Annotated in this window: 16 protein-coding genes; 11 read left to right on the plus strand and 5 right to left on the minus strand. The window is 41.6% G+C overall.

Annotated elements, in window-relative coordinates; all coding sequences use genetic code 11:
* Nucleotides 1-10: 10 nt before the first annotated feature.
* From Q4534_RS14565 to Q4534_RS14585, 5 genes are all read right to left on the minus strand, one after another.
* Complete coding sequence (locus tag Q4534_RS14565) at nucleotides 11-664, minus strand: hypothetical protein (RefSeq protein ID WP_303613880.1); 654 nt, start codon at nucleotides 662-664, stop codon at nucleotides 11-13.
* A 144-nt stretch (nucleotides 665-808) separates the two neighbouring features.
* Complete coding sequence (locus Q4534_RS14570) at nucleotides 809-2860, minus strand: glycoside hydrolase family 127 protein (RefSeq protein WP_303613881.1); 2052 nt, start codon at nucleotides 2858-2860, stop codon at nucleotides 809-811.
* A 22-nt stretch (nucleotides 2861-2882) separates the two neighbouring features.
* Nucleotides 2883-4268 (minus strand): polysaccharide lyase family 1 protein, encoded by a 1386-nt coding sequence (locus Q4534_RS14575; RefSeq protein ID WP_303613882.1) that lies wholly within the window; start codon nucleotides 4266-4268, stop codon nucleotides 2883-2885.
* Between the two features lie 151 nt (nucleotides 4269-4419).
* The gene (gene pelA, locus Q4534_RS14580; RefSeq protein WP_303613883.1) at nucleotides 4420-5544 is read right to left on the minus strand and encodes a pectate lyase; all 1125 of its coding nucleotides are present in this window, start codon (nucleotides 5542-5544) and stop codon (nucleotides 4420-4422) included.
* A 66-nt stretch (nucleotides 5545-5610) separates the two neighbouring features.
* Nucleotides 5611-6900, minus strand: a complete 1290-nt coding sequence (locus Q4534_RS14585) for a nucleoside hydrolase-like domain-containing protein (RefSeq protein ID WP_303613884.1) — start codon at nucleotides 6898-6900, stop codon at nucleotides 5611-5613.
* A gap of 315 nt (nucleotides 6901-7215) precedes the next feature.
* Here Q4534_RS14585 and Q4534_RS14590 point away from each other — a divergent pair, with 315 nt between their 5' ends.
* The 11 genes from Q4534_RS14590 to Q4534_RS14640 all read left to right on the plus strand — a co-directional run bounded on the left by Q4534_RS14590 (nucleotide 7216) and on the right by Q4534_RS14640 (nucleotide 19902).
* Nucleotides 7216-7989 carry a DeoR/GlpR family DNA-binding transcription regulator gene (locus tag Q4534_RS14590; protein WP_303613885.1) on the plus strand — a complete coding sequence of 258 codons (774 nt, stop codon included), beginning with the start codon at nucleotides 7216-7218 and terminating at the stop codon, nucleotides 7987-7989.
* A 38-nt stretch (nucleotides 7990-8027) separates the two neighbouring features.
* Entirely contained in the window at nucleotides 8028-9443 is a 1416-nt protein-coding gene (locus Q4534_RS14595) for an L-fucose/L-arabinose isomerase family protein (RefSeq protein ID WP_303613886.1), read from the plus strand.
* A 36-nt stretch (nucleotides 9444-9479) separates the two neighbouring features.
* Nucleotides 9480-10307 (plus strand): transketolase, encoded by an 828-nt coding sequence (locus Q4534_RS14600; protein WP_149394731.1) that lies wholly within the window; start codon nucleotides 9480-9482, stop codon nucleotides 10305-10307.
* Between the two features lie 3 nt (nucleotides 10308-10310).
* Nucleotides 10311-11282, plus strand: coding sequence for a transketolase family protein (locus Q4534_RS14605; protein ID WP_303613887.1), 972 nt, complete (start codon nucleotides 10311-10313; stop codon nucleotides 11280-11282).
* Between the two features lie 14 nt (nucleotides 11283-11296).
* Nucleotides 11297-12253 carry a D-ribose ABC transporter substrate-binding protein gene (locus tag Q4534_RS14610; protein WP_303613888.1) on the plus strand — a complete coding sequence of 319 codons (957 nt, stop codon included), beginning with the start codon at nucleotides 11297-11299 and terminating at the stop codon, nucleotides 12251-12253.
* The gene (locus Q4534_RS14615; protein ID WP_149394733.1) at nucleotides 12250-12873 is read left to right on the plus strand and encodes a DUF2291 domain-containing protein; all 624 of its coding nucleotides are present in this window, start codon (nucleotides 12250-12252) and stop codon (nucleotides 12871-12873) included. Before Q4534_RS14610 ends, Q4534_RS14615 begins: the two co-directional genes overlap by 4 nt.
* Before the next feature lies 1 nt (nucleotide 12874).
* Nucleotides 12875-14395, plus strand: a complete 1521-nt coding sequence (locus tag Q4534_RS14620) for a sugar ABC transporter ATP-binding protein (protein WP_303613889.1) — start codon at nucleotides 12875-12877, stop codon at nucleotides 14393-14395.
* Nucleotides 14392-15366: an ABC transporter permease gene (locus tag Q4534_RS14625; protein WP_303613890.1), complete on the plus strand. Its 975-nt coding sequence runs from the start codon at nucleotides 14392-14394 to the stop codon at nucleotides 15364-15366. The genes Q4534_RS14620 and Q4534_RS14625 overlap by 4 nt, the downstream gene beginning before the upstream one ends.
* Nucleotides 15367-15412: 46 nt before the next feature.
* Nucleotides 15413-16888 (plus strand): glycerol kinase GlpK, encoded by a 1476-nt coding sequence (locus Q4534_RS14630; protein ID WP_303613891.1) that lies wholly within the window; start codon nucleotides 15413-15415, stop codon nucleotides 16886-16888.
* Between the two features lie 27 nt (nucleotides 16889-16915).
* Entirely contained in the window at nucleotides 16916-18340 is a 1425-nt protein-coding gene (locus tag Q4534_RS14635) for a DUF1593 domain-containing protein (RefSeq protein WP_303613892.1), read from the plus strand.
* 89 nt (nucleotides 18341-18429) lie between these two features.
* On the plus strand, nucleotides 18430-19902 hold the full coding sequence (locus tag Q4534_RS14640) for a DUF4038 domain-containing protein (RefSeq protein ID WP_303613893.1): 1473 nt from the start codon (nucleotides 18430-18432) through the stop codon (nucleotides 19900-19902).
* Nucleotides 19903-19983 lie beyond the last annotated feature (81 nt).

Consider the following 19983-nt stretch of genomic DNA (forward strand, 5'->3'; position numbering starts at 1 on the left):
AATTGAACGATTACCTACTTTCGCTTTCAGGCAAAGTTAAATTCGTCACTTTTTCCTCCGGATACTTTTCAGGATCGTAAAGTACAATCCGATCCAAAAAATGATGAGCAGATCTCGCTGATATCTCTAATGTGTAGGTACCTTTTCTATTGATGCGCACATAAATTTCATGTGGATCGTTGTCACTGGTTTTGGTACGCCATGTCCAATCTGTAGTGCCGTGACTATAAACCTTAAACCATCCTTCTTTACCGGCACCTTCAGGACAATCATCCTTACATATTCCGTGAGGCCTTACTATATGATTTTCTTTTTTACCGAAAAAGTCTGAGGCACCAACCACCCTAAGCCAAGTGTCATTATTATCCGTTGAAGAGTTTCCCTTCCCTACCTTAGAATGCCAAATGATTTTATAGAGCCCAGGGTTATTGATTTCAATAGGATACTTTAGTGTCTTATTCCCGGGATCTTTGAAGTGCTCAGTTGTGGAATACAAGTAATGGATCGTACCTCCTTCTATATTCACACTTTCTCGAAACCAATCCCCTACACCTTCTACCGACTCAACCTCTATAATCAGCAGGGAATTCTTTTCATTAAACGTAACCTGCGCTGTTGCCTGAAAACCAATCAGGTAAATAAAGAAAAGAAGCTTCCTTGGCATATTTCTCATAAGACATTCTAAATATAAATTAATCTAGATTTCAATATAATCAATTCTGTCAATAATATAACTTTTACATGACAAGGATACACTCGATCCCTATTTACCGACCCTTCCATATTACCCTTACTAAAATTAGGAAGATCATTTCCTCAAGGGCATCCAAACTGCCATTTCTGATTTTCCTCTATTTCCCCAGGCAAAATATGGAATCAACCTGATATTGATGGGCTTTAATGTGTTTTTTTGATCTAATTCTTGGTACAATTTGCCTTCCCAATCGGACTTTCCTTGTAGCAAGGCCTGCCCCACTAAGAAGGTGAGGGAGGCACCTTTCACCATTTTTTTGACAGGGGTAAATTGAATGGCAGCAGGAAGCTCCACATCAAAAATGCGGGCATCTTGCAAGTCCGGAGATTCAATACAATAAACAACTGGCCCTCGTACAACGGCTACCTGATTCCTGGTTTCCTCCACCAGTGGGTTGGCCTCCATCAATCGGGCAGTCATGGGTAGATATAATTCAATCACATCACCCTTTTTCCACTTTCGTGATAAGGACAGATAACTTCCGGCTATAGGTTTTTCATTCGATTTTTCTCCATTAACGGTGATTTCAGCCTGACTGGCCCAGGCAGGGATCCGTAAATCTATGGCAAAGGGATCTTGCCCGGTTTTTTTGATGCTTAGCTTTATCTTTCCATCCCAGGGATAATCTGTCTCCTGTCTTAACTCTAGGCTTGAACCATTTGGCAAATTAGTTTTCAGTTCATTGCTACCATATAAATTGACTATCAAACCTTTATCAGAGAGTGCATAAGCATAATTATGGGTTTCGGCTACCGTTCTGACGACATTTGGAGGACAGCAGTTCGATTTAGAAATATAGGGTTCCCTCACCTTATTCCATCGAAATGTAAAAGGCAAATCCTCATCCACTCTCAAAGGGTTGGTATAATTAAAATTAGTCCCTCCTAAATCTGTACCAGACAATACACTATTGATTAAGCTCAGCTCTAATATGTCTGCATAGCGGCTGTCCCCAGTCACCAAAAGCATGCGGTGGTTCCACAAAACATTGCCAATATTTGCACAGGTTTCATTGTAGGCTGAGATATTAGGTAATTGAAAAGCCTGCCCATAAGCCTGGTGGACTTGCTGAATAATAGATGGCTTGTAGGTGGTTCCATTTGGGGACACACCATCATACAAAGCACCTGTAGCTCCAGTGATGTAGAGTTTTTTAGTGACCACATCCTTCCAAATACTTTCCAATGCCATCATCAAAGAATCCTCCCCTGTTTCTGCATAAAGATCCGCTACGCCGGCATACAAGTAATTGGCACGAACGGCATGTCCTACGGCTTCTCGCTGCTGTCGAAATGGAATGCGATCCTGATTGTGGTCTGTACCATCAGTTATCATTCCACGAATATAAATCATTTTACCTGCTAAGTCGAGGTATTCCTTGTTTCTTGTGGTTCTATACATTTCAACCACTCCCATATAATGGGAAGGGCAAATTGCATTTTGAGCTTGTTCGGCAGTTGCATTTTCATGGTAGGCAACAAGAAAATCTGTTGCCTTGATCGCAATGTCCAAAAAGTTGGTCTGCCCGGTTATGCGATAATGTAAGCTGGCCGCCGTCATCAAATGGCCCATATTATACGTTTCAAAGTTCATTCGATCTTCAAACTCTACCGCATCTTCAGGGTTATTGCGCTGCTTTATTATTGTAGAAGTATGAATATAACCATCTGCTCTCTGTGCGTCCGCAATCACTTTTATGACCCGCTCTAGCTCATCATAATACCTTTGGTCTTTTGTGCTGGCATAAACGGACACTAAGGCTTCAAGGGTTTTATAAAAATCTCCGTCATGAAAAGGAGCGCCCCTATGTCTTCCTTCTTTGTATCCTGCTGCTATTTCAAAATTGAGAAAACCATGGCTAAGTGTATCATTCTCGTAAATGTGCAACATATTCATGGCCATGGTGTCCTTACTGACATTCGCCCAATACCCCCAAAAACCATCCGTCCATTTCACCGCATCCATATCCACCGAAATTTGTTTGGCAAATGGGCTTATGGAGGTGTTTACCAAAGCTTTTTCCTGAGCATTTACTGGCAATAGTGGTGCAAAAATGATTGCCGTAAAAAGGCCAATCCAATTACTGTTCCTTTTAAAATCAAGCATATATAGTATTCTGGGTCAAATATTAATTGATGCTATTTAAATATTTCTCTAGCATGGTGTAACCATTCGCTAAATTGTTTCTATCCGCCGCATTCGAAGGATCAAGACCGTTTTTCTTTTCCCAATCATCTGGCATGCCATCGTGATCTTTGTCCTCAGGTGCTGGTGCACTTTTTAAATTTGGCCAGCCCCCTACATCTTTTTGTGAATCTATTATACCGGACTTCTTGGACTTATCTGCCAGGTTTTTGTTTTTCTTATAGCTTTCACCCTCAAAAGAAGCCTGCCCTTCTTTTGCTTCCTTTATTATCCTTTTATCCACAGGATCTCTTTTGGGCAAGGTAGCTCCTGCATTTTCGAGAACTACCTCATAGGCTTTTTCCGCTGTGTGCTGGTGAATTGGCATGGAAGGCCATGATGCTTCCATCTTTATAAATTGAAGATTTTGGGCTCCTCCCTGTGGCTGCACTCCTCCATCCCAATTGTCAGCAGTCACTTTGTTATTTCCATCAATGACATTGTCAGCAATGTACCATTTGCCAAAATCACTGGTTTTCTTGCGCATGGATGGGTTGGCAATCCTATAGGAAACCTCTCCCGGAATTGTGGCCGGTCCTGGTTTATAATAATTGGCCACAATGTTGAACTTTGAAAAAGAAAATTTTGGATTACCAACTTGTTGGTTTTCCCCACCATAACAACTGTTGTACCCCCAATTGTATATTACATTGTTTCTATAATCCGTGTAGCCAGAACCTGATGCCATTCTCGGATTGCGACTGCCATGACTAGCAATGAGATTATGATGGTATGTCCCATAGTTTGAGCCCCATATCCCTCCAAAACCATGTGCTCCTTTTACATGATTGGAGTTATACATGCTCTCAGAAATAATGCTCCACTGAACAGTAATGCTGTCACAATGATAAATAGACATGGTTTCATCCACACTCCAACTGGCTGAAATATGATCCAGAATAATGTGTTTGGTATACCTGCTTGAGACCGCATCGGTATCTTCGCCTGATTCATTCCCCAACCTAACCCTCAAATACCTAATAATGACATGATCTGCCTCTATTATCAATGGATTCTTTTTAAGGCAAATCCCATCACCAGGGGCCGTCTGACCGGCAATGGTGATATAAGGATGCTTGATCCGCAAAGGAGATTCCAGAGAAATGGTACCTGAGACTTTAAAAACCACTGTTCTTGGCTCCGAAGCCTCTACTGCGGCTCTTAAACTCCCTTCACCACTGTCATTCAAATTGGTAACTTCAAACACAACACCACCTCGTCCCCCTTTAGAAAATTTCCCGTAGCCTTCGGCTGTTGGAAAGGCAAGCTGTTGGGCAGGGCTATTAAATCCTATCAATAGCAATACTGCACTAAGAATTAAATGTTTCATGGAATGTTTTATTTTAAAAGGGCTCAAATGAAGCGGAAAACCGAACTTTTGTACTCTTGTTAATTGTGTTTATTGTCCTCAAATTATTTGATTGGTATTAAAGAATCGATTAAAATCCATTTCATAAAAAAACAAATTGCCAATTATTGTTTTAGTTAATCCCATTTCTTTTTTTCCATTCCGGGTATTTTTCCAGCATTTGTTCCGGAGCGCGGGTGTACCAGCTATAGCCGTTTCTTCGCTCATGACCTATCTCCGTTATGGAATCCTTTTTAATACCGTCTCTATCGCAGAAATATATTTTCTCGGTTTCCAGGTCATAAAATCGTCCCCAATGTAAAGGCGCATTTATATCTTCTACCACAATTCTATCCTTGCTTCCATCAGGCATCGTCTGAGTGTCTACCCTTAATCGTCCTACACTGTGGTCTTCAAACCATTTTACAGCTCCATTTATAGAAGCCTTGACTTCATTGGATGGGTTTTCTATTTCCATAAGCATAAGCACTATTCCTACAGATTCCGATCCACTAAATGAAGGCAATTCATAACTTCTGGCTTTTGCGGGTGCAAGGGTCACCGAATCATGTTGAGCACACCATGCGGTAGGCTCCCCTTTGACGACAATCTGAGTATTTAAAAAACACGCTATTCCTTTGTCATAGGCTTCCTGAATTTTCGCTTTTTTACTATCCGACAATTGAATGGACTGAAAAGCATGGTCGTCGGATAGCAATTCTTTTAAGAAACGCATTATATTGACCATGGCATCGTCATTGAAGGTGATGTGCCCGGAATACGCCACACTTCCTTTGCGTACCGGATAAAACTGAGGCCAACCCCCATTGTCGTATTGGGCCTTGAGTATATAATTTATTCCTTTTCCAAAAGCCTGCTTGTAGCGTTCGTCCTTGGTTTTTGAATACACATTGGCGAGAAATCTCAACTCGGTAATGGTTGCATCATTATCAAATGTTGCTCCAATTTTACCTTTAGATTTTAGGTAAGCTGCTTTTTTACCAGCATCCATTGGGTGATGATAGGGCTTATTTTTTTCCCAACCACCAATAGCTTTTTGGGTCAGCAGTACATTTTCTGCTACAAGTTTTGCTTCATTGGAAGCATACCAGGCTTCCGGCATTTTCACAGCAACATCCTTCCAGCGCATGTCTCGAAAATCTTTGGAATCATTCTGACCCATTACGGATCCAATCGCTAAAACTGCAATTAACCCTATCAATCCCATTGTTTTTGAAAGTGCAATTTTATTTTTCATTGTAATTGAATTTCCTTATTTGTGGTAATATTAATCCTGAAAGAGGCAATAGCCCTTCTATTACGTCTATTTTTCCAACCATTTCCATCTTTCTCCCCAGTCGCCCAAAAAGGTTTCTCTGAATTTAGCAATGGTTTTCGCTCCTTGTTGGTCTTTTATAAATAATCCTTCAGCTAATCGATCACTGTACCAGTTGGAGCCTAACTGGTAATCGTCTGAAGAGGGTTTACCTGGCCAAGGAATGGTACTGATATATTCTCCTTCCAAGCCATTCAGTTCAGGGATTTCACTACTGGTTTTGTATTTACCGTGTTCAGCCTTTTTAGAGCTATATTTTACTCCGTAAATCCCCTCTCCGAGGTAATAACCCGGCCAAACCTGACCTTGTATTTTGATTTGAAAAACTGCAGAATCCTCCGGAACCATTATTTTAGGCCCTTTAAATCTCCATTCGATTGTAGCATAAGCCGCCACTGTATCTGCCTTGGTGCTGCCACCTTCAAATACACTTCTGGAACTGCGGTCTATCTTCTCAAAGCTACCACCCCAACTTTCTCCTGTAGGGTCTTCCGGGTCTCCATTCATAACATAAGCCAGTGAAGGGGTATCTCCCATTTTTATTTCTCCATTGTAATAATTGATGAAATCCTTACCCATTACTCCTCGCCCTTGAATAAAATTGTCATAATACGCATCCGCTTTGTAAGCTTCGGAAGAACCATCATCCATAAACCAACCCCTATAAGTTGCATTGGATTCTATCATCCATAAATCTGAATGATTGGCAGCGATATATGAATAGGCATTGATGCTCCATTTCTTATTTGGGCCACCTATCCAATAGACCCTGATCTTTTCTTTGATTTCAGGTGCATCATACAATGCCTGAGCAAGGTCTTCTATTCCTCCCCAGACAAGCACCCAAAGTGGCTGATCACTTTCTTTTTTGGCGCATTTAATGATCCAATCTGAACCTTCCGTAGAAGTAGAATACCCCTGAAAAGGAGCTGCCGGAATGGCGCCCTGCTTGACCACCGCTCTCAAAGCAGCGGGTTTCGGAAGACCACTTGTATGTCTTGCTAACTGGGCATAATCTTTTTCATAATCATCAATTATGTTCAAAAAATTGCTTTTACGCCCATCTCCGAAAGGTGAAGCTACTAGTCCCTCAATTTCAAATTGATCCGCATACATTAATAAATGTATCATGGACTGAAAATCATCAGGATCAGTCCCCCCTATATCAGAACTAATTAAAACCCTGGGTTTAACAACATCATTTTCAATGGCTTTACAGCTCGATATTAAAACCATATAAATCACACATTGTAAACCGATTCCAAATTTTAACTTCATTTATATTTTTTTTATTTCCGAAATACTTAACCTTAAAAATCATAATAATCAAACACTTAAGGGATGAAGAAATTAATATCAATAGATTTCAAACCTTAAAACGAAAGTAAATGAAGGTAAAAATAAATAATAATAAAAAATATTTACGGTTTTTTTTATTATTATTTATTTTTTTTGGTTTAATTTACAACAGTGAAAAACACAATGGCATAATTTAAAATTATACATTTAACAGGTTTTCAATAGATTACATAACAAAACCATTCCTTTGTAATACCAAATTATTACATCTCCTATTGCTTCAAACAAAAGAACATGTTACCAAAACAAAGAAAAGAAAAGATACTTGCCTTACTAAAAGAAGATGGGTCTGCCAAAGTAAACGATTTGGCAAAAATCTTTAAAGTCACAGAGGTCACCATCAGGCAGGACCTAGAGAAATTGGAAAAAAACGGTTTGGTTATCAGAGATCATGGTGGTGTACATTTAAAAAATGTCGAAGATCAGGTGCGAAATTTCTCACTAGTGCACCAAGATCATCTAAAGGAAAAAGAAATGATTGCTGAAAAATGCTTGGAATTCATACATCCCGGAGACACAATCATTCTTGATTCTGGCTCTACTACGACAGAGATCGCTAAAAAAATAATAAACATCAAAGGGTTAACCGTCATTACGAATGCCCTAAATATAGCACTGATGCTAGGAGCAAATCCAAACATAGACATTATCATGACTGGAGGTGAATTCAAGGCGCCTACCTTATCACTTACTGGCCAAAAAGCGGCTGACTTTTTTAAGGGACTGAATGTGCAGAAACTCTTTCTGGCAACTGCAGGCATATCCTTAAAATCCGGACTTACCTACCCAAGCCTTAGCGATCTTGTAGTGAAAAAAGCCATGATTGATGCCGCAGACATTACCTACCTGGTAGCTGATTCTTCAAAAATTGGAAAAAGTGCTTTTGCCAGCCTCGGTGCTTTATCCCTTATCGATTACATTATCACCGACGAAGGGGTCGAAAATAAACACAAAGAAGTCTTCAAAGAAAACGAAATACAATTAATCATCGCTGAAGACAATAATTAAAGAAACAGAAAGTAAAAAGTACCATTTCTTACAAAACAATGAAAAATCAAAACGTTACTTTAGGCATTATCATAGGAAACAGAGATTTTTTCCCTGACAAACTTGTGTCAGAATCAAGGGTTGAGGTCTTAAACGTACTTGAGAAACAAGGTATAAAAACCGTTATTCTTGGAGAAAATGAGACCAAACTTGGTGGTGTTGAAACCTATACGGATGCAAGAAAATGTGCTGATCTTTTCAACAAGCATAAGGAAGATATAGCAGGTGTTTTAGTAGTACTCCCAAATTTCGGAGATGAACGAGGAATTGCAGACACTCTACATCTTGCTGATCTTAAAGTGCCGGTACTTATTCAAGGATACCCTGATGAGCTGAATAAACTAAATGTAGCCAACAGAAGAGATTCTTGGTGTGGGAAAATTTCAGTTTGCAATAACCTTTACCAATATGGTATCAAATATTCGATCACTACCAAACATGTGGTCCACCCTACCGACCCATCCTTTCAGGCAGATTTACAAAAATTCCTGGGTGTTTGCCGTGTAGTTAAAGGAATGAAAAATGTTCGAATTGGAGCCATTGGCGCCAGACCCACTGCTTTTAACACGGTGAGGTACAGTGAAAAAATATTGCAAAAAAATGGTATTTCTGTGGTTACCTGCGATTTGTCGGAAATACTTGGCAAAGCCAATAAATTGGACAATACCCATCAGCGAGTAAAAGACCATTTGGAGAAAATTCACAATTATGCTTCTACCGGAAAAACTCCAAGTGAGTCTTTAATTCAGATGGCTAAGCTTGATGTGGTATTGAATGACTTTATGACTGAAAATCAACTGGATGCCAATGCCATTCAATGTTGGACTTCGCTTCAGCAAAATTATGGCTGCAATGTTTGCACCAGCTCAAGTATGTTTAGTGAAGGCATGATCCCTAGCGCCTGTGAAGTAGATGTGACGGGAACCCTCAGCATGTATGCAATGCAATTGGCCTCTGGTTCTCCTAGTGCTTTGGTAGACTGGAACAATAACTATGCGGACGATGAAGATAAATGTGTGCTTTTCCATTGTGGAAACTGGGCCAAATCCTTCTTACCAGACATTGAAATAAGCAATGCCCCAATTCTAGGTACAACTGTAGGAGTTGAAAACACCTATGGTGCATTGGACGGGCGTACTCCTGCCTCCCCATTGACTTTTGGAAGAATCACAACAGATGACGCCAAAGGAATCATGAAAGCCTATGTGGGCGATGGTGTTTTAACAGATGACGAATTAAAGACTTTCGGAAATAGGGCCGTTGCCAAAATCCCAAACCTTCAGGGATTAATGAATTATATATGTAAAAATGGTTTCGAACATCATGTGGTGATGAATGCCTCACATACTTCTGATGCTTTGAAAGAAGCATTTGAAAATTATATGGGGTGGGATGTGTACCATCACAAAGGGTAAAAAAAGGTTAATTGTTACCAAGAAGACAGAACAATAATGTCAGATAAAGAATTAGAAAAGAAGTCAGTATTCCTGAGAAAAAATATTCTCAAATACATTTATAAAGCAAAAGCCGGACATACCGGAGGTAGCTTGTCTTGTGTGGACATATTGAATGTATTGTACAATAAAGTACTTAATGTAGACACCGAAAATTTCAGAATCCCCGATAGAGACCGCTATATTCAAAGTAAGGGACATTGCGTAGAAGCCTTGTTTGTCACGCTTGCAGACAGAGGTTTTTTCCCTGAATCAGATCTGGAAACGCTTTGTCAGTACCAATCTCACTATATCGGCCACCCTACAAAAAAAGTCAATGGTGTGGAGCAAAATACCGGAGCTTTGGGCCATGGTTTACCTATCTGCGTCGGAGAGGCTATTGCAGCCAAACTGGACAAAAAGCAACACCGGGTATTTACGCTTTTAGGAGATGGTGAATTGCCTGAAGGCTCCAACTGGGAAGCATTTCTTTCCGCATCGCATTATAAATTGGACAACCTTTACGCGATTTTGGACAATAACAAACAGCAAATTACAGGTTCAAATCAGGAAGTAATGAATACTGATTCCCTTAGGGACAAATTGGAAGCATTTGGTTGGTCAGTAAAAGAGGTTGATGGCCACAATTTGAATGCCTTGGTTTCAGCCTTAAACAATGGGCCTTTCCAAACAGGAAAGCCCAATTTCATCATTGCCCATACCGTAAAAGGAAAAGGGGTAAGCTATATGGAAGGCGTTTTAAAATGGCACCATGGCGTCCCAAGCACTGAACAATATGAATTGGCATTGTCAGAACTAGATGCGGCTGAGGCATTAATCTCATAGATCATGGAACTGGATAAAATTGCAAAGAAAAATTTAAAAATGGGTAGAGCAAACCAAGAAGTTTTTGCTGAAACTATTGAAAACTTAGCTGCTGCTGATCCATCGATCATTGCCGTAACAAGTGACTCCCGTGGTTCGGGGAAACTGGTCCCCTTTGGACAGAAATATCCAAACCAGATTGTAGAGGTTGGCATTGCTGAACAAAATCTGGTAGGCGTTGCCGCTGGACTTGCTTCTGCGGGAAAGAAACCATTTGCCGTTTCACCTGCTTGTTTCCTTACAGCAAGAGCACTGGAACAAATCAAAAACGATGTGGCCTATTCTGATAACCCCGTGAAATTGGTAGGAATAAGTGCTGGCGTAAGCTACGGTGCATTAGGCACCACACATCATAGCCTTCATGACTTTGCCGTACTTAGAGCCATCAACAATATCACCATTGTGGTGCCAGCGGACAACTTCGAAACTGAACAGGCGGTTCGTTTAGCGGCCAATCTTAAACAACCGATTTACCTTCGCTTTGGTAAAAAAAGCGTACCCTTCTTGAGTGAAGAAAACCAAACATTCGAATTTGGTAAGGGGAGAGTAATCCGTGAAGGTGCTGACCTCACCATTATCGCCAATGGAGAAACCGTCCAACATGCATGGCAGGCAGCAGAGGTTTTGGAACAGCAGCATGGAATCACTACCAAGGTTATCAGCATGCATACCATCAAACCTTTGGACACAGAGCTTCTGGATGATTTAGCCAAAGCTGCAAAACCAATAATCACAGTAGAAGAACATATGGTAAACGGAGGATTAGGAGAAGCCTGTGCTTCCTACCTCTTTCAACAAGGGGCGAGAAACCCATTCCATATTATGGGCGTTCCCGATGAGTACACCGTGACCGGTTCCCAAAATGACATCTTTAAGCATTACGGGATTTCCTGTGATGGCATAGTAGCGAAAGCAACATTAGTCTTAAAAAATTAACACCCAAACCCAAAATGACCAATTTCAACCCCTTAAGAATGCTTTGCTTTTTTGCAGTAGCATTGATTTTAAATAGCTGCGGAGGACCTGATGAACGCGCCTTGAATCAACCTAAAAAGGTGGCCGTAATTGTGTCCACTCTTAACAATCCCTGGTTTGTAGTATTGGCAGAAACAGCCGCAGATCGTGCTACTGAATTGGGATATGTGGCAACTATTTTTGATTCCCAAAACAATACCGCACTAGAAACAGATCATTTTGAAAACGCTGTTTCTTCAGGATATGACGCCATACTTTTCAACCCTACCGATGCAGATGGCTCGATTGCCAATGTAAGGATCGCCAAACAAAAAGGGGTACCGGTATTTTGCATGGACCGAGAGATCAATGCAACGGATGCAGCCACAAGTCAGATTCTTTCAGACAGCTATGCCGGCTGCGTGGCCATTGGGAAATACTTTGTTGAAAAGCTCAATAAAAAGGGCAAGTATGTAGAGATACTAGGCTTAGTTGGCGACAACAATACCTGGAGCAGATCCAAGGGATTCCATTCTGTGGTCGACCATTACCCCGAACTTCAAATGGTTGCCCAGCAAAATGCAGATTTCGACAGAAACAAAGCCATGGAAGTTATGGAATCCATACTACAGGTGCACCCCGACATCAAGGGGGTATTTTGTGGCAATGATGCCATGGCGATGGGAGCATATCAGGCACTTGTTTCTTCAGGCAAAGCAGATCAGGTAATGGTTTTTGGATTCGATGGTGCAAGCGATGTTATTAACTCCATCAGAGACAAGAAAATACTGGCCACAGGCATGCAGTTCCCAAAATTGATCGCCAGGACAGCAGCGGAATACGCACTATCCTATTTTGATGGAAAGCGGGATTTTGCCCAGAAGGTACCTGTAACGGTGGAAATGGTCAACCAGGAAAATGTAATGGATTACCAAGCCTACGGAAGCAAATGAACAGGAAAGCAATTAAATACAGCATTGGAATACTTGTCATCGGTTTATTGGGATATAACTCCGTCTATTTTCAGCCACTGGATAAAAAACTGGCAGATGGAAATGAAATAAGTTTTGATGCAAAAGCCTATGTGGATGGAATTTGGAGCAATGAATTAATGAAGGTCTATAAAGATGCACCAGACATTGCGCTCTTAATAGATAGCTTGGAGCAAAATACGGTTGCTGCCTTTGAAACTTATGGATACGCACTGGGCATTGGGAATATCGGCTATTTCAGGGTCCAAGGAGAAGGTCTGGTTACAGCCGTCAATAACAACAATGTCCTGCTGCAAGTGGGAAGCCATGTGATTGAAGTGGAAACGGAATTTGTGTATGGGAATGCCATCCGAGACGCTTCAGGTTTAGTCAAGTTAAATGATTATGACAACTCCTCTGATTTTAACAGCATCTCTGAATCAATCAATGAAAAAATTCGAAAGGAGCTTATCCCGGAATTCAGGTCTAAAGTAAAAATAGGAGATAAGGTAAGGTTTGAGGGGGCGATTGAGCTCAATAAAGCGCACCTAAAACTTAGCCAGATTGAGGTGATTCCTATTACTCTTCAAATAACAGAATAGCATGACAGCGCTACTTGAAGTCCAACAAATAACCAAGAAGTTCTCCGGGGTGACTGCTCTCAGCCAAGTGGATTTGCGCCTCGAGGGAGGGAAAGTCACCGCCTTAATTGGTGAAAATGGTGCTGGAAAATCCACTTTATTGAAGATCATGTCGGGAATTCACACCGATTACGAAGGTGAGCTATTATTTAAAGGTCAGGAAATCAAATTCTCCAGACCGAAAGATGCCCAGGATATGGGCATATCCATTATCCATCAGGAATTAAACCTTATCCCCTACCTCACTGTAGCCCAAAATATTTTTCTGGGCAGAGAATTGGTCAATGCTTTTGGATTTTTGGACCGTGATAAAATGATCCGAAAAACCAAAGCACTTTTGGAAAGGCTAAAACTGGAAGTAGAACCTACAGCCTTGGTAAGCACCCTGAGAGTAGGCCAACAACAAATCGTAGAAATTGCCAAGGCACTATTAACTGAATCATCCGTAGTATTTATGGATGAACCTACCTCTGCAATAGGAGAAAGTGAAACGGCTGTCCTTTTTGAAATAATTAACAAGTTAAAAGCTGAAGGAAAAGCCATTGTCTACATATCACACAAGCTGGAAGAGCTGTTTGCCTTGGCTGACAATTTTGTGGTTTTACGAGACGGAAAAGTCGTTGGACAAGGCGAGATTTCAGCCATTTCCCGCCCCATGCTGATCAATATGATGGCTGGCCGTTCAGTAAAGGTCATTAAAAAATCCAATAAAAAGTCCTCTAAAGAAAAAGTTTTACAAGTCAAAAACCTGCAATTAACAAACCCTGACAATCCCAGCCGACCTTTGCTTAACAATATTCATTTTGACCTGCACAATGGGGAAGTACTGGGAATTTATGGATTGATGGGTGCCGGAAGGACAGAACTTTGCGAAAGCTTGTTTGGCCTCCACCACCGCAGAATGACCGGGAGTATCGAATTGGAAGGAAAAGAAATGCTTTTCAAAAACCCGATAATGGCCATTGAAGCAGGTATGGCACTGGTGCCGGAAGACCGTAAAAAAGACGGGATTGTACCCAATATGTCTGTAGGCAAAAACCTAAGCCTTTCCGTTCTGGAGCAGGTAAGCAGCTATGGATTTCTAAACAGTACTTTACAGACAACACTTTACGACAAATATGTAGCCTCACTAAAGATAAAAGTACACAGTGAAGAACAACTTATTAAAAACCTAAGTGGTGGAAACCAACAAAAGGTTATTCTCGGCAAATGGATAGCCCGGTCTCCAAAAGTTCTTATGCTGGATGAGCCCACTCGAGGCATTGATATCAATGCTAAAAATGAAATCTATGAATTGATTTCCCAATTGAGCCAATCGGGCATCTCTATTCTCGTCGTCTCTTCAGAAATCCCAGAAATTCTAGCCATTTCTGACAGGATACTTGTGATGGCTGAAGGGGAAATTTCCGCTCAATTTTCAAGTGAAGATGCTACAGAAAACAATATTATGAATGCCTGCATACCGGAAAACCTGACCAAATGATCTCTATAAAGAAAAAATTAAATATCGCTCAATTTCAGTCCCTCATTGCCTTGTTTATTTTATGCCTGGGTCTGGCTTTGATGACAGACAATTTTATGACTACAGACAATTTCTGGAATGTCATGCGTCAGATTTCGGTAAACGTTTGCATTTCAGTGGGCATGACCCTGGTGATTTTAACTGCTGGAATTGATCTTTCTGTAGGTTCTATTCTGGCTTTTTGCGGGGCTGTTACTGCCGGCCTGCTTAGCAATGGAATCAGCATTCCTGCTCTCAATTTATTCATAGGCTTTACCGTTTTAGGAGCTGTACTTGCAGGCCTACTTGTTGGGGGTGGCTTAGGGTTTATCAATGGCTATGCCATTACCAAATTTAAAGTCCCTCCCTTTGTGGCTACCCTGGCCATGCTTACAATGGCACGTGGTTTCACCATGCTTTGGACCAAGGGGCATCCGATTTCGGGTTTGGGCGAGACCTTTGGTTTTTTAGGTACAGGTTGGTTTTTGGGCATCCCCATGCCGGTTTGGATTTCAGGAATTGTGGTCGTTACAGCGATAGTTCTAACCGGAAAAACACGGTTTGGCAGGTACATCTATGCCATAGGTGGCAATGAAAATGCCTCACTACTCTCCGGAATACCCATTGCAAAAGTTAAAATGTGGGTATATGCCCTTGCCGGCATACTTGCCGCAGTAGGTGGGATTTTGGTAACGGCTCGTCTGGATTCTGCTCAACCCAATGCCGGCTTCAGTTATGAGTTGGATGCCATCGCTGCAGTGGTGATTGGAGGAACTTCCCTATCAGGTGGAAGGGGAACCATCCTGGGAACTGTGTTAGGTGCTATCATTATCGGGGTCCTAAATAATGGGCTGATCCTTTTGAGCGTTTCCCCATTTTGGCAACAAGTAATTAAAGGGCTGGTCATTCTCCTTGCGGTAATCATTGACAAGTCCAACCAGAAAAGTGAATAAACGAGCGTTGCTTAAGTCCTAACAACAACGCATTACGAAAATAAAAATGTCATATATATTAGCCATAGATCAAGGAACAAGCAGTACCAAAACCATCGTTTTTGATGAACAAGGTAAAGCTTTGCACAAGGAGACCGCACCACTAAAAACCCACTACCTTGATGGTAACCGGGTAGAGCAGGAGCCTGAAGAAATCTATCTAAACATATTAAGCTCAATAGGCAAATGCCTGGAAGGATTTAGGGCTAAAAACGGTGATTTGAGCAAAATCAAAGCCTGCGGCATTTCCAATCAACGCGAAACTTTTGTCCTGTGGAACAAAGCAGGTGAGGCACTTTACAATGCTGTAGTTTGGCAATGTAAACGATCTGTCCCTGTTTGTGAGCGACTGAAAAGCGAGGGGCTCGCACCCAAAATCAATCAAAAAACAGGATTAATCATTGACCCCTATTTCTCTGGCACAAAGGTGATCTGGCTGTATGAAAACGAGCCTAAAATCAAACAGGCAATAGACAATGGAGAGGCTTTTTTTGGCACCATTGATACCTGGTTGCTTTATAAATTAACCAAGGGGCAGTCCTATTTGACCGATTATACCAATGCTTCCAGAACCTTGTTTTTTGATTTAAACAAGCTTTGCTGGGACAAAGAGTTATTGGAGGATTTCGGTTTGTCAAAGCTCAATTTACCAAAGGTAAAACCTTCTTCCTTTCATTTTGGAGACAGCAATTTTGAAGGATTAATAGGTCATTCTGTCAGTATTTCGGCCATGATTGGAGATTCCCATGCAGCAGCTTTTGGTGAAGGATGTTTTGAACAAGGAAGTGCAAAAGCAACCCTGGGCACCGGGAGTTCTATTTTAATGAATATAGGAAGTAAACCAAAAACTTCTCAGCATGGCATGGTGACCACCATTTGCTGGAGCACTGAAGATCGGGTGGATTATGCACTGGAAGGAATCATCGTCTCAGCCGGTGCCACAATTGAATGGGTTAAAAACCAACTCGGTTTGTTTGAAAATGCTGCAGACTTAGAGGAAATATGCTATTCCTTGCCAGACAATGGTGGCGTATATATCGTGCCTGCTTTCTCCGGATTAGGAGCACCACATTGGGACATGAAGCGGAAAGCGTCCATTGAAGGGCTTTCATTTGACTCCACCAAAAATCATGTGGTAAGGGCAGCGGTAGAGTCTGTTCCCTATCAAATAAAAGATGTGATATCAGCCATGGAAGTAGATTCAGGCACCCCACTTTCTGAACTCAAGATTGACGGAGGGATTACCGCAAATAAATTTGTATTGCAATTCTTAGCAGACCTGCTTGAAAGGAAAGTCACCAATATAGCCATTGCAGATGTTTCCGCTTTAGGAGCTGCCTATTTGGCTGGACTTCAATCAAAAATATACGAAAGTCTGGAGCAACTCCAGGGATTTAACCAGACTGCCAACAGCACCTTGGCGGGAGATGGCAGGAACAAAGCAAAACAGGCCTATAAAGGATGGAAAAACGTGATTGGATAAATTTTACCTCCACAAAGAAAATAAACCATGAAAAACAAACTCAAAACACAACTGGCTCTTACCGTTTTATTGGCTATAGGCTTCAATAACCTAATGGCTCAAAACAAGGCAACTGATAAAACCAGGGTTATCGTCACCAGTGATGGAGAAATTGACGATCAATGCTCCATTGTTCGCTTTCTATATTATGTTAATGAATGGGATGTGGAAGGAATCATTACCTCTAGTTCGCAATATCACGCTCAGGATCATAATTGGCCCGGAGATGATTGGATTGAGCCTTATCTGGATGCCTATGAAAAGGATTACCCAAATCTTGTAAAACACGACCCTGCATTTCCAACGGTAGATTTTCTTCGTAAACGCACGCTGTTGGGAAATGTAAAAACTGAGGGTGAGATGACCGAAGTTACAGCAGGCTCAAGCCATATTGTGAAAGTTTTGTTGGACGAAACAGATGAACGACCTATTTGGATTCAAGCTTGGGGAGGAACAAATACAATTGCCAGGGCCTTGAAAACCATCGAGGAAAATTACCCTGAAAAAATGGAATATGTAGCCAATAAAATTCGCCTTTACTTGATTTGGGAACAGGATAAGACATTCCAAGAATACATTCGACCAAAATGGGGAAAATACAATATTCCAACCATCATCTCTGATCAGTTTGAAGCCATAGCTTACCGATGGGCCAAGGTGCAGCCCAAAGAAATGCTGCCCTATTTTGAAGGACCATGGATGAAAGCCAATATTCTTGAAAACCACGGTGCATTGGCAGCGCTTTATCCGGCTATGGAAAATGGTGATTTCCGTTCTGAGGGTGACTCCCCTGCCTTTTTGCACAGCATACCCACAGGGTTAAGAAGCTTGGAATCACCTGGATATGGTGGCTGGGGAGGAAGGTTTGTCAAAGTACGTGAAAACACCTGGCTTGATCCTGTACCTGTACCAGGTTATCAATACCCTGAAGGCAGGTGGTATGGCAGCAATGGCTGGGGCAGACAAAGTTTGCGTGAAGGAAGCAAAGCCACCCCAACGCAGCGCAGCGAATATTTCAAACCCATGTGGCGTTGGTCAGACGCTTTGCAAAATGATTTTGCAGCTAGGGCAGACTGGGCTGTGAAATCTTATGAAGAAGCCAACCATGAACCTAAAGTAATACTTAAACATAAGGACGATCTTAGTCTGAAAGCAGGGGCGAAAGTCAAGCTTGATGCTTCCCTATCAACGGATCCCGATAAAGATCAATTGAACTTTAAATGGTGGAAACACCAAGAGGCAAGCACTTATCCTGAAAGTATTGCTATTAGAAATTCTGAAAGTGAAAAGGCTACTTTTATTGTACCTGAAAATGCTTCCAAAGGGCAAACCATCCATATTATCTGTGAAGTAAGTGATATCGGAACGCCAAAACTTACCAGATATCGAAGGATAATCATTACAGTAAAATGAGCTGCTTTAGACCGGACCTAAGATTATCTACAATATAGATGTAGTACTTTTCAAGTCTATGTCATTCTTTCCACTTAAACCCAAAAGTAATGATCCCTATTAAACATTTAGCCTCCACCCTATCTCTCCTGCTTCTTTCATGCAATTTATATGCTCAGGCCCCATGGGAATCACATGGCCCACTTGAGGTTGCTCCTAATAGGCACCATATCTCCCATAAAGATGGCACGCCATTTTTATGGATTGCTGATACGGGCTGGGGCTTGTTTCAGCAACTTACAAGAGAGGAAGTAGATCTGTATCTCGACCACAGGCAAAAAACCGGCTTCAATGTCATACAGACGGTAGCCTTTTGGTACCCCCATGGAGGAGGAATAAAAAGTGGCCCTCACAATGCTGCCAATGCTTATAGTCACAGGCCATTTACCGGTGGTGAAGATTCACCAAATACATCCGAACCATTAATCGTAGCGGGAGGAAGTACTGAGGCGCCCAATGATTATTGGGACCATGCAGATTACATTATTCAGGCCGTAAAGAAACGGAACATGTACCTGGCCCTACTTCCGAATTGGGGCAGGGCCTATATTTCCAACCAATTTGGTGGGGCACATTCCGAATTTACTGCACAGGAAGCCAAAGACTATGGTGAGTTTCTTGGCAAGAGATACCAAAATGAACCCCATATTCTTTGGGTATTAGGTGGGGATGCAAAAGGCTTTTACAAGGAAGGTGAGAAAAGCTTTGATTCACGGTCCATTTTCAGGGCCATGGCTGAAGGGATTGTTTATGGCGTTACTGGACAATCGGCAAAATGGAATGAACCAAATCCTGCCTGGAAAAAAGTTTTTATCACCTATCACCCGGATGGGGATGCCACTATAAATTCATCAAATTGGTTTCACGAGGATGCCTGGCTAACCGCAAATGGGGTGGAAGTATGGAAGGAAGTTGAAAAAGTGTATCCAAGCATGTTGAGGGAATACAATTTGGATAATCCCAAAAAACCGAGTTTATTCTTAGAGGGATCCTATGAATTTGGTGCCTACGGGCATGATTGTGGATGGATAACTCCTGTTCGTTTACGGCGCCAGGTCTACCATACCTTTTTTGCAGGAGGGGCCGGACACACTTATGGCGCAGGTCCAATTTGGCCCATGCGAGGCAATAGAGGAAGTTACAGCTGTGGGTACACCTGGCAACAAGCCTTGGATTTTCCTGGTGCTGTGCAGTTTGCCCAACTTGCCAAAAAATTCCTTATCGACCATCAATGGGCAGAATGGATTCCCGATCAAAGTATTTTGCAGGGCTCAGAAAGTGAAGGAGAAAGCCTGAAAACAGCTGTAAAACTGGACAATGGTGAAATGCTATTGGTGTATTTTTCCAATATATCCCAGGCCACTGTTAAAAATATACTTTCAAAATCTGCAGAAGCCAAATGGTTTGATCCTAGTGAAGGCCGGGAAGCCAAAGCAGAAGCCTTCAAATCTGGTGAGCTACGACAAATAACACCTCCATCGGCATGGGAAGATGCCATTCTGGTCTTAACAGCAAAAGAGTAAATACCGGCCCCTATTCAGGAGCTTTCAAATTGTTTTAAACCTATTAAACATGTTTAAATTATTACCAACAAAAACGGCTCA

The organism is Cyclobacterium sp. 1_MG-2023, from assembly GCF_030546805.1.
Taxonomy (GTDB): domain Bacteria; phylum Bacteroidota; class Bacteroidia; order Cytophagales; family Cyclobacteriaceae; genus Cyclobacterium.

What these genes read in the sequence shown, in the direction of transcription:
- Q4534_RS14620 (WP_303613889.1), top strand. Translation starts at nt 12,875, where the DNA reads ATGACAGCGCTACTTGAAGTCCAACAAATAACCAAGAAGTTCTCCGGG.
- Q4534_RS14595 (WP_303613886.1), top strand. Translation starts at nt 8,028, where the DNA reads ATGAAAAATCAAAACGTTACTTTAGGCATTATCATAGGAAACAGAGAT.
- pelA (WP_303613883.1), bottom strand. Translation starts at nt 5,544, where the DNA reads ATGAAAAATAAAATTGCACTTTCAAAAACAATGGGATTGATAGGGTTA.
- Q4534_RS14610 (WP_303613888.1), top strand. Translation starts at nt 11,297, where the DNA reads ATGACCAATTTCAACCCCTTAAGAATGCTTTGCTTTTTTGCAGTAGCA.
- Q4534_RS14615 (WP_149394733.1), top strand. Translation starts at nt 12,250, where the DNA reads ATGAACAGGAAAGCAATTAAATACAGCATTGGAATACTTGTCATCGGT.
- Q4534_RS14570 (WP_303613881.1), bottom strand. Translation starts at nt 2,860, where the DNA reads ATGCTTGATTTTAAAAGGAACAGTAATTGGATTGGCCTTTTTACGGCA.
- Q4534_RS14605 (WP_303613887.1), top strand. Translation starts at nt 10,311, where the DNA reads ATGGAACTGGATAAAATTGCAAAGAAAAATTTAAAAATGGGTAGAGCA.
- Q4534_RS14600 (WP_149394731.1), top strand. Translation starts at nt 9,480, where the DNA reads ATGTCAGATAAAGAATTAGAAAAGAAGTCAGTATTCCTGAGAAAAAAT.
- Q4534_RS14575 (WP_303613882.1), bottom strand. Translation starts at nt 4,268, where the DNA reads ATGAAACATTTAATTCTTAGTGCAGTATTGCTATTGATAGGATTTAAT.
- Q4534_RS14590 (WP_303613885.1), top strand. Translation starts at nt 7,216, where the DNA reads ATGTTACCAAAACAAAGAAAAGAAAAGATACTTGCCTTACTAAAAGAA.
- Q4534_RS14640 (WP_303613893.1), top strand. Translation starts at nt 18,430, where the DNA reads ATGATCCCTATTAAACATTTAGCCTCCACCCTATCTCTCCTGCTTCTT.
- Q4534_RS14565 (WP_303613880.1), bottom strand. Translation starts at nt 664, where the DNA reads ATGCCAAGGAAGCTTCTTTTCTTTATTTACCTGATTGGTTTTCAGGCA.
- Q4534_RS14630 (WP_303613891.1), top strand. Translation starts at nt 15,413, where the DNA reads ATGTCATATATATTAGCCATAGATCAAGGAACAAGCAGTACCAAAACC.
- Q4534_RS14625 (WP_303613890.1), top strand. Translation starts at nt 14,392, where the DNA reads ATGATCTCTATAAAGAAAAAATTAAATATCGCTCAATTTCAGTCCCTC.
- Q4534_RS14635 (WP_303613892.1), top strand. Translation starts at nt 16,916, where the DNA reads ATGAAAAACAAACTCAAAACACAACTGGCTCTTACCGTTTTATTGGCT.
- Q4534_RS14585 (WP_303613884.1), bottom strand. Translation starts at nt 6,900, where the DNA reads ATGAAGTTAAAATTTGGAATCGGTTTACAATGTGTGATTTATATGGTT.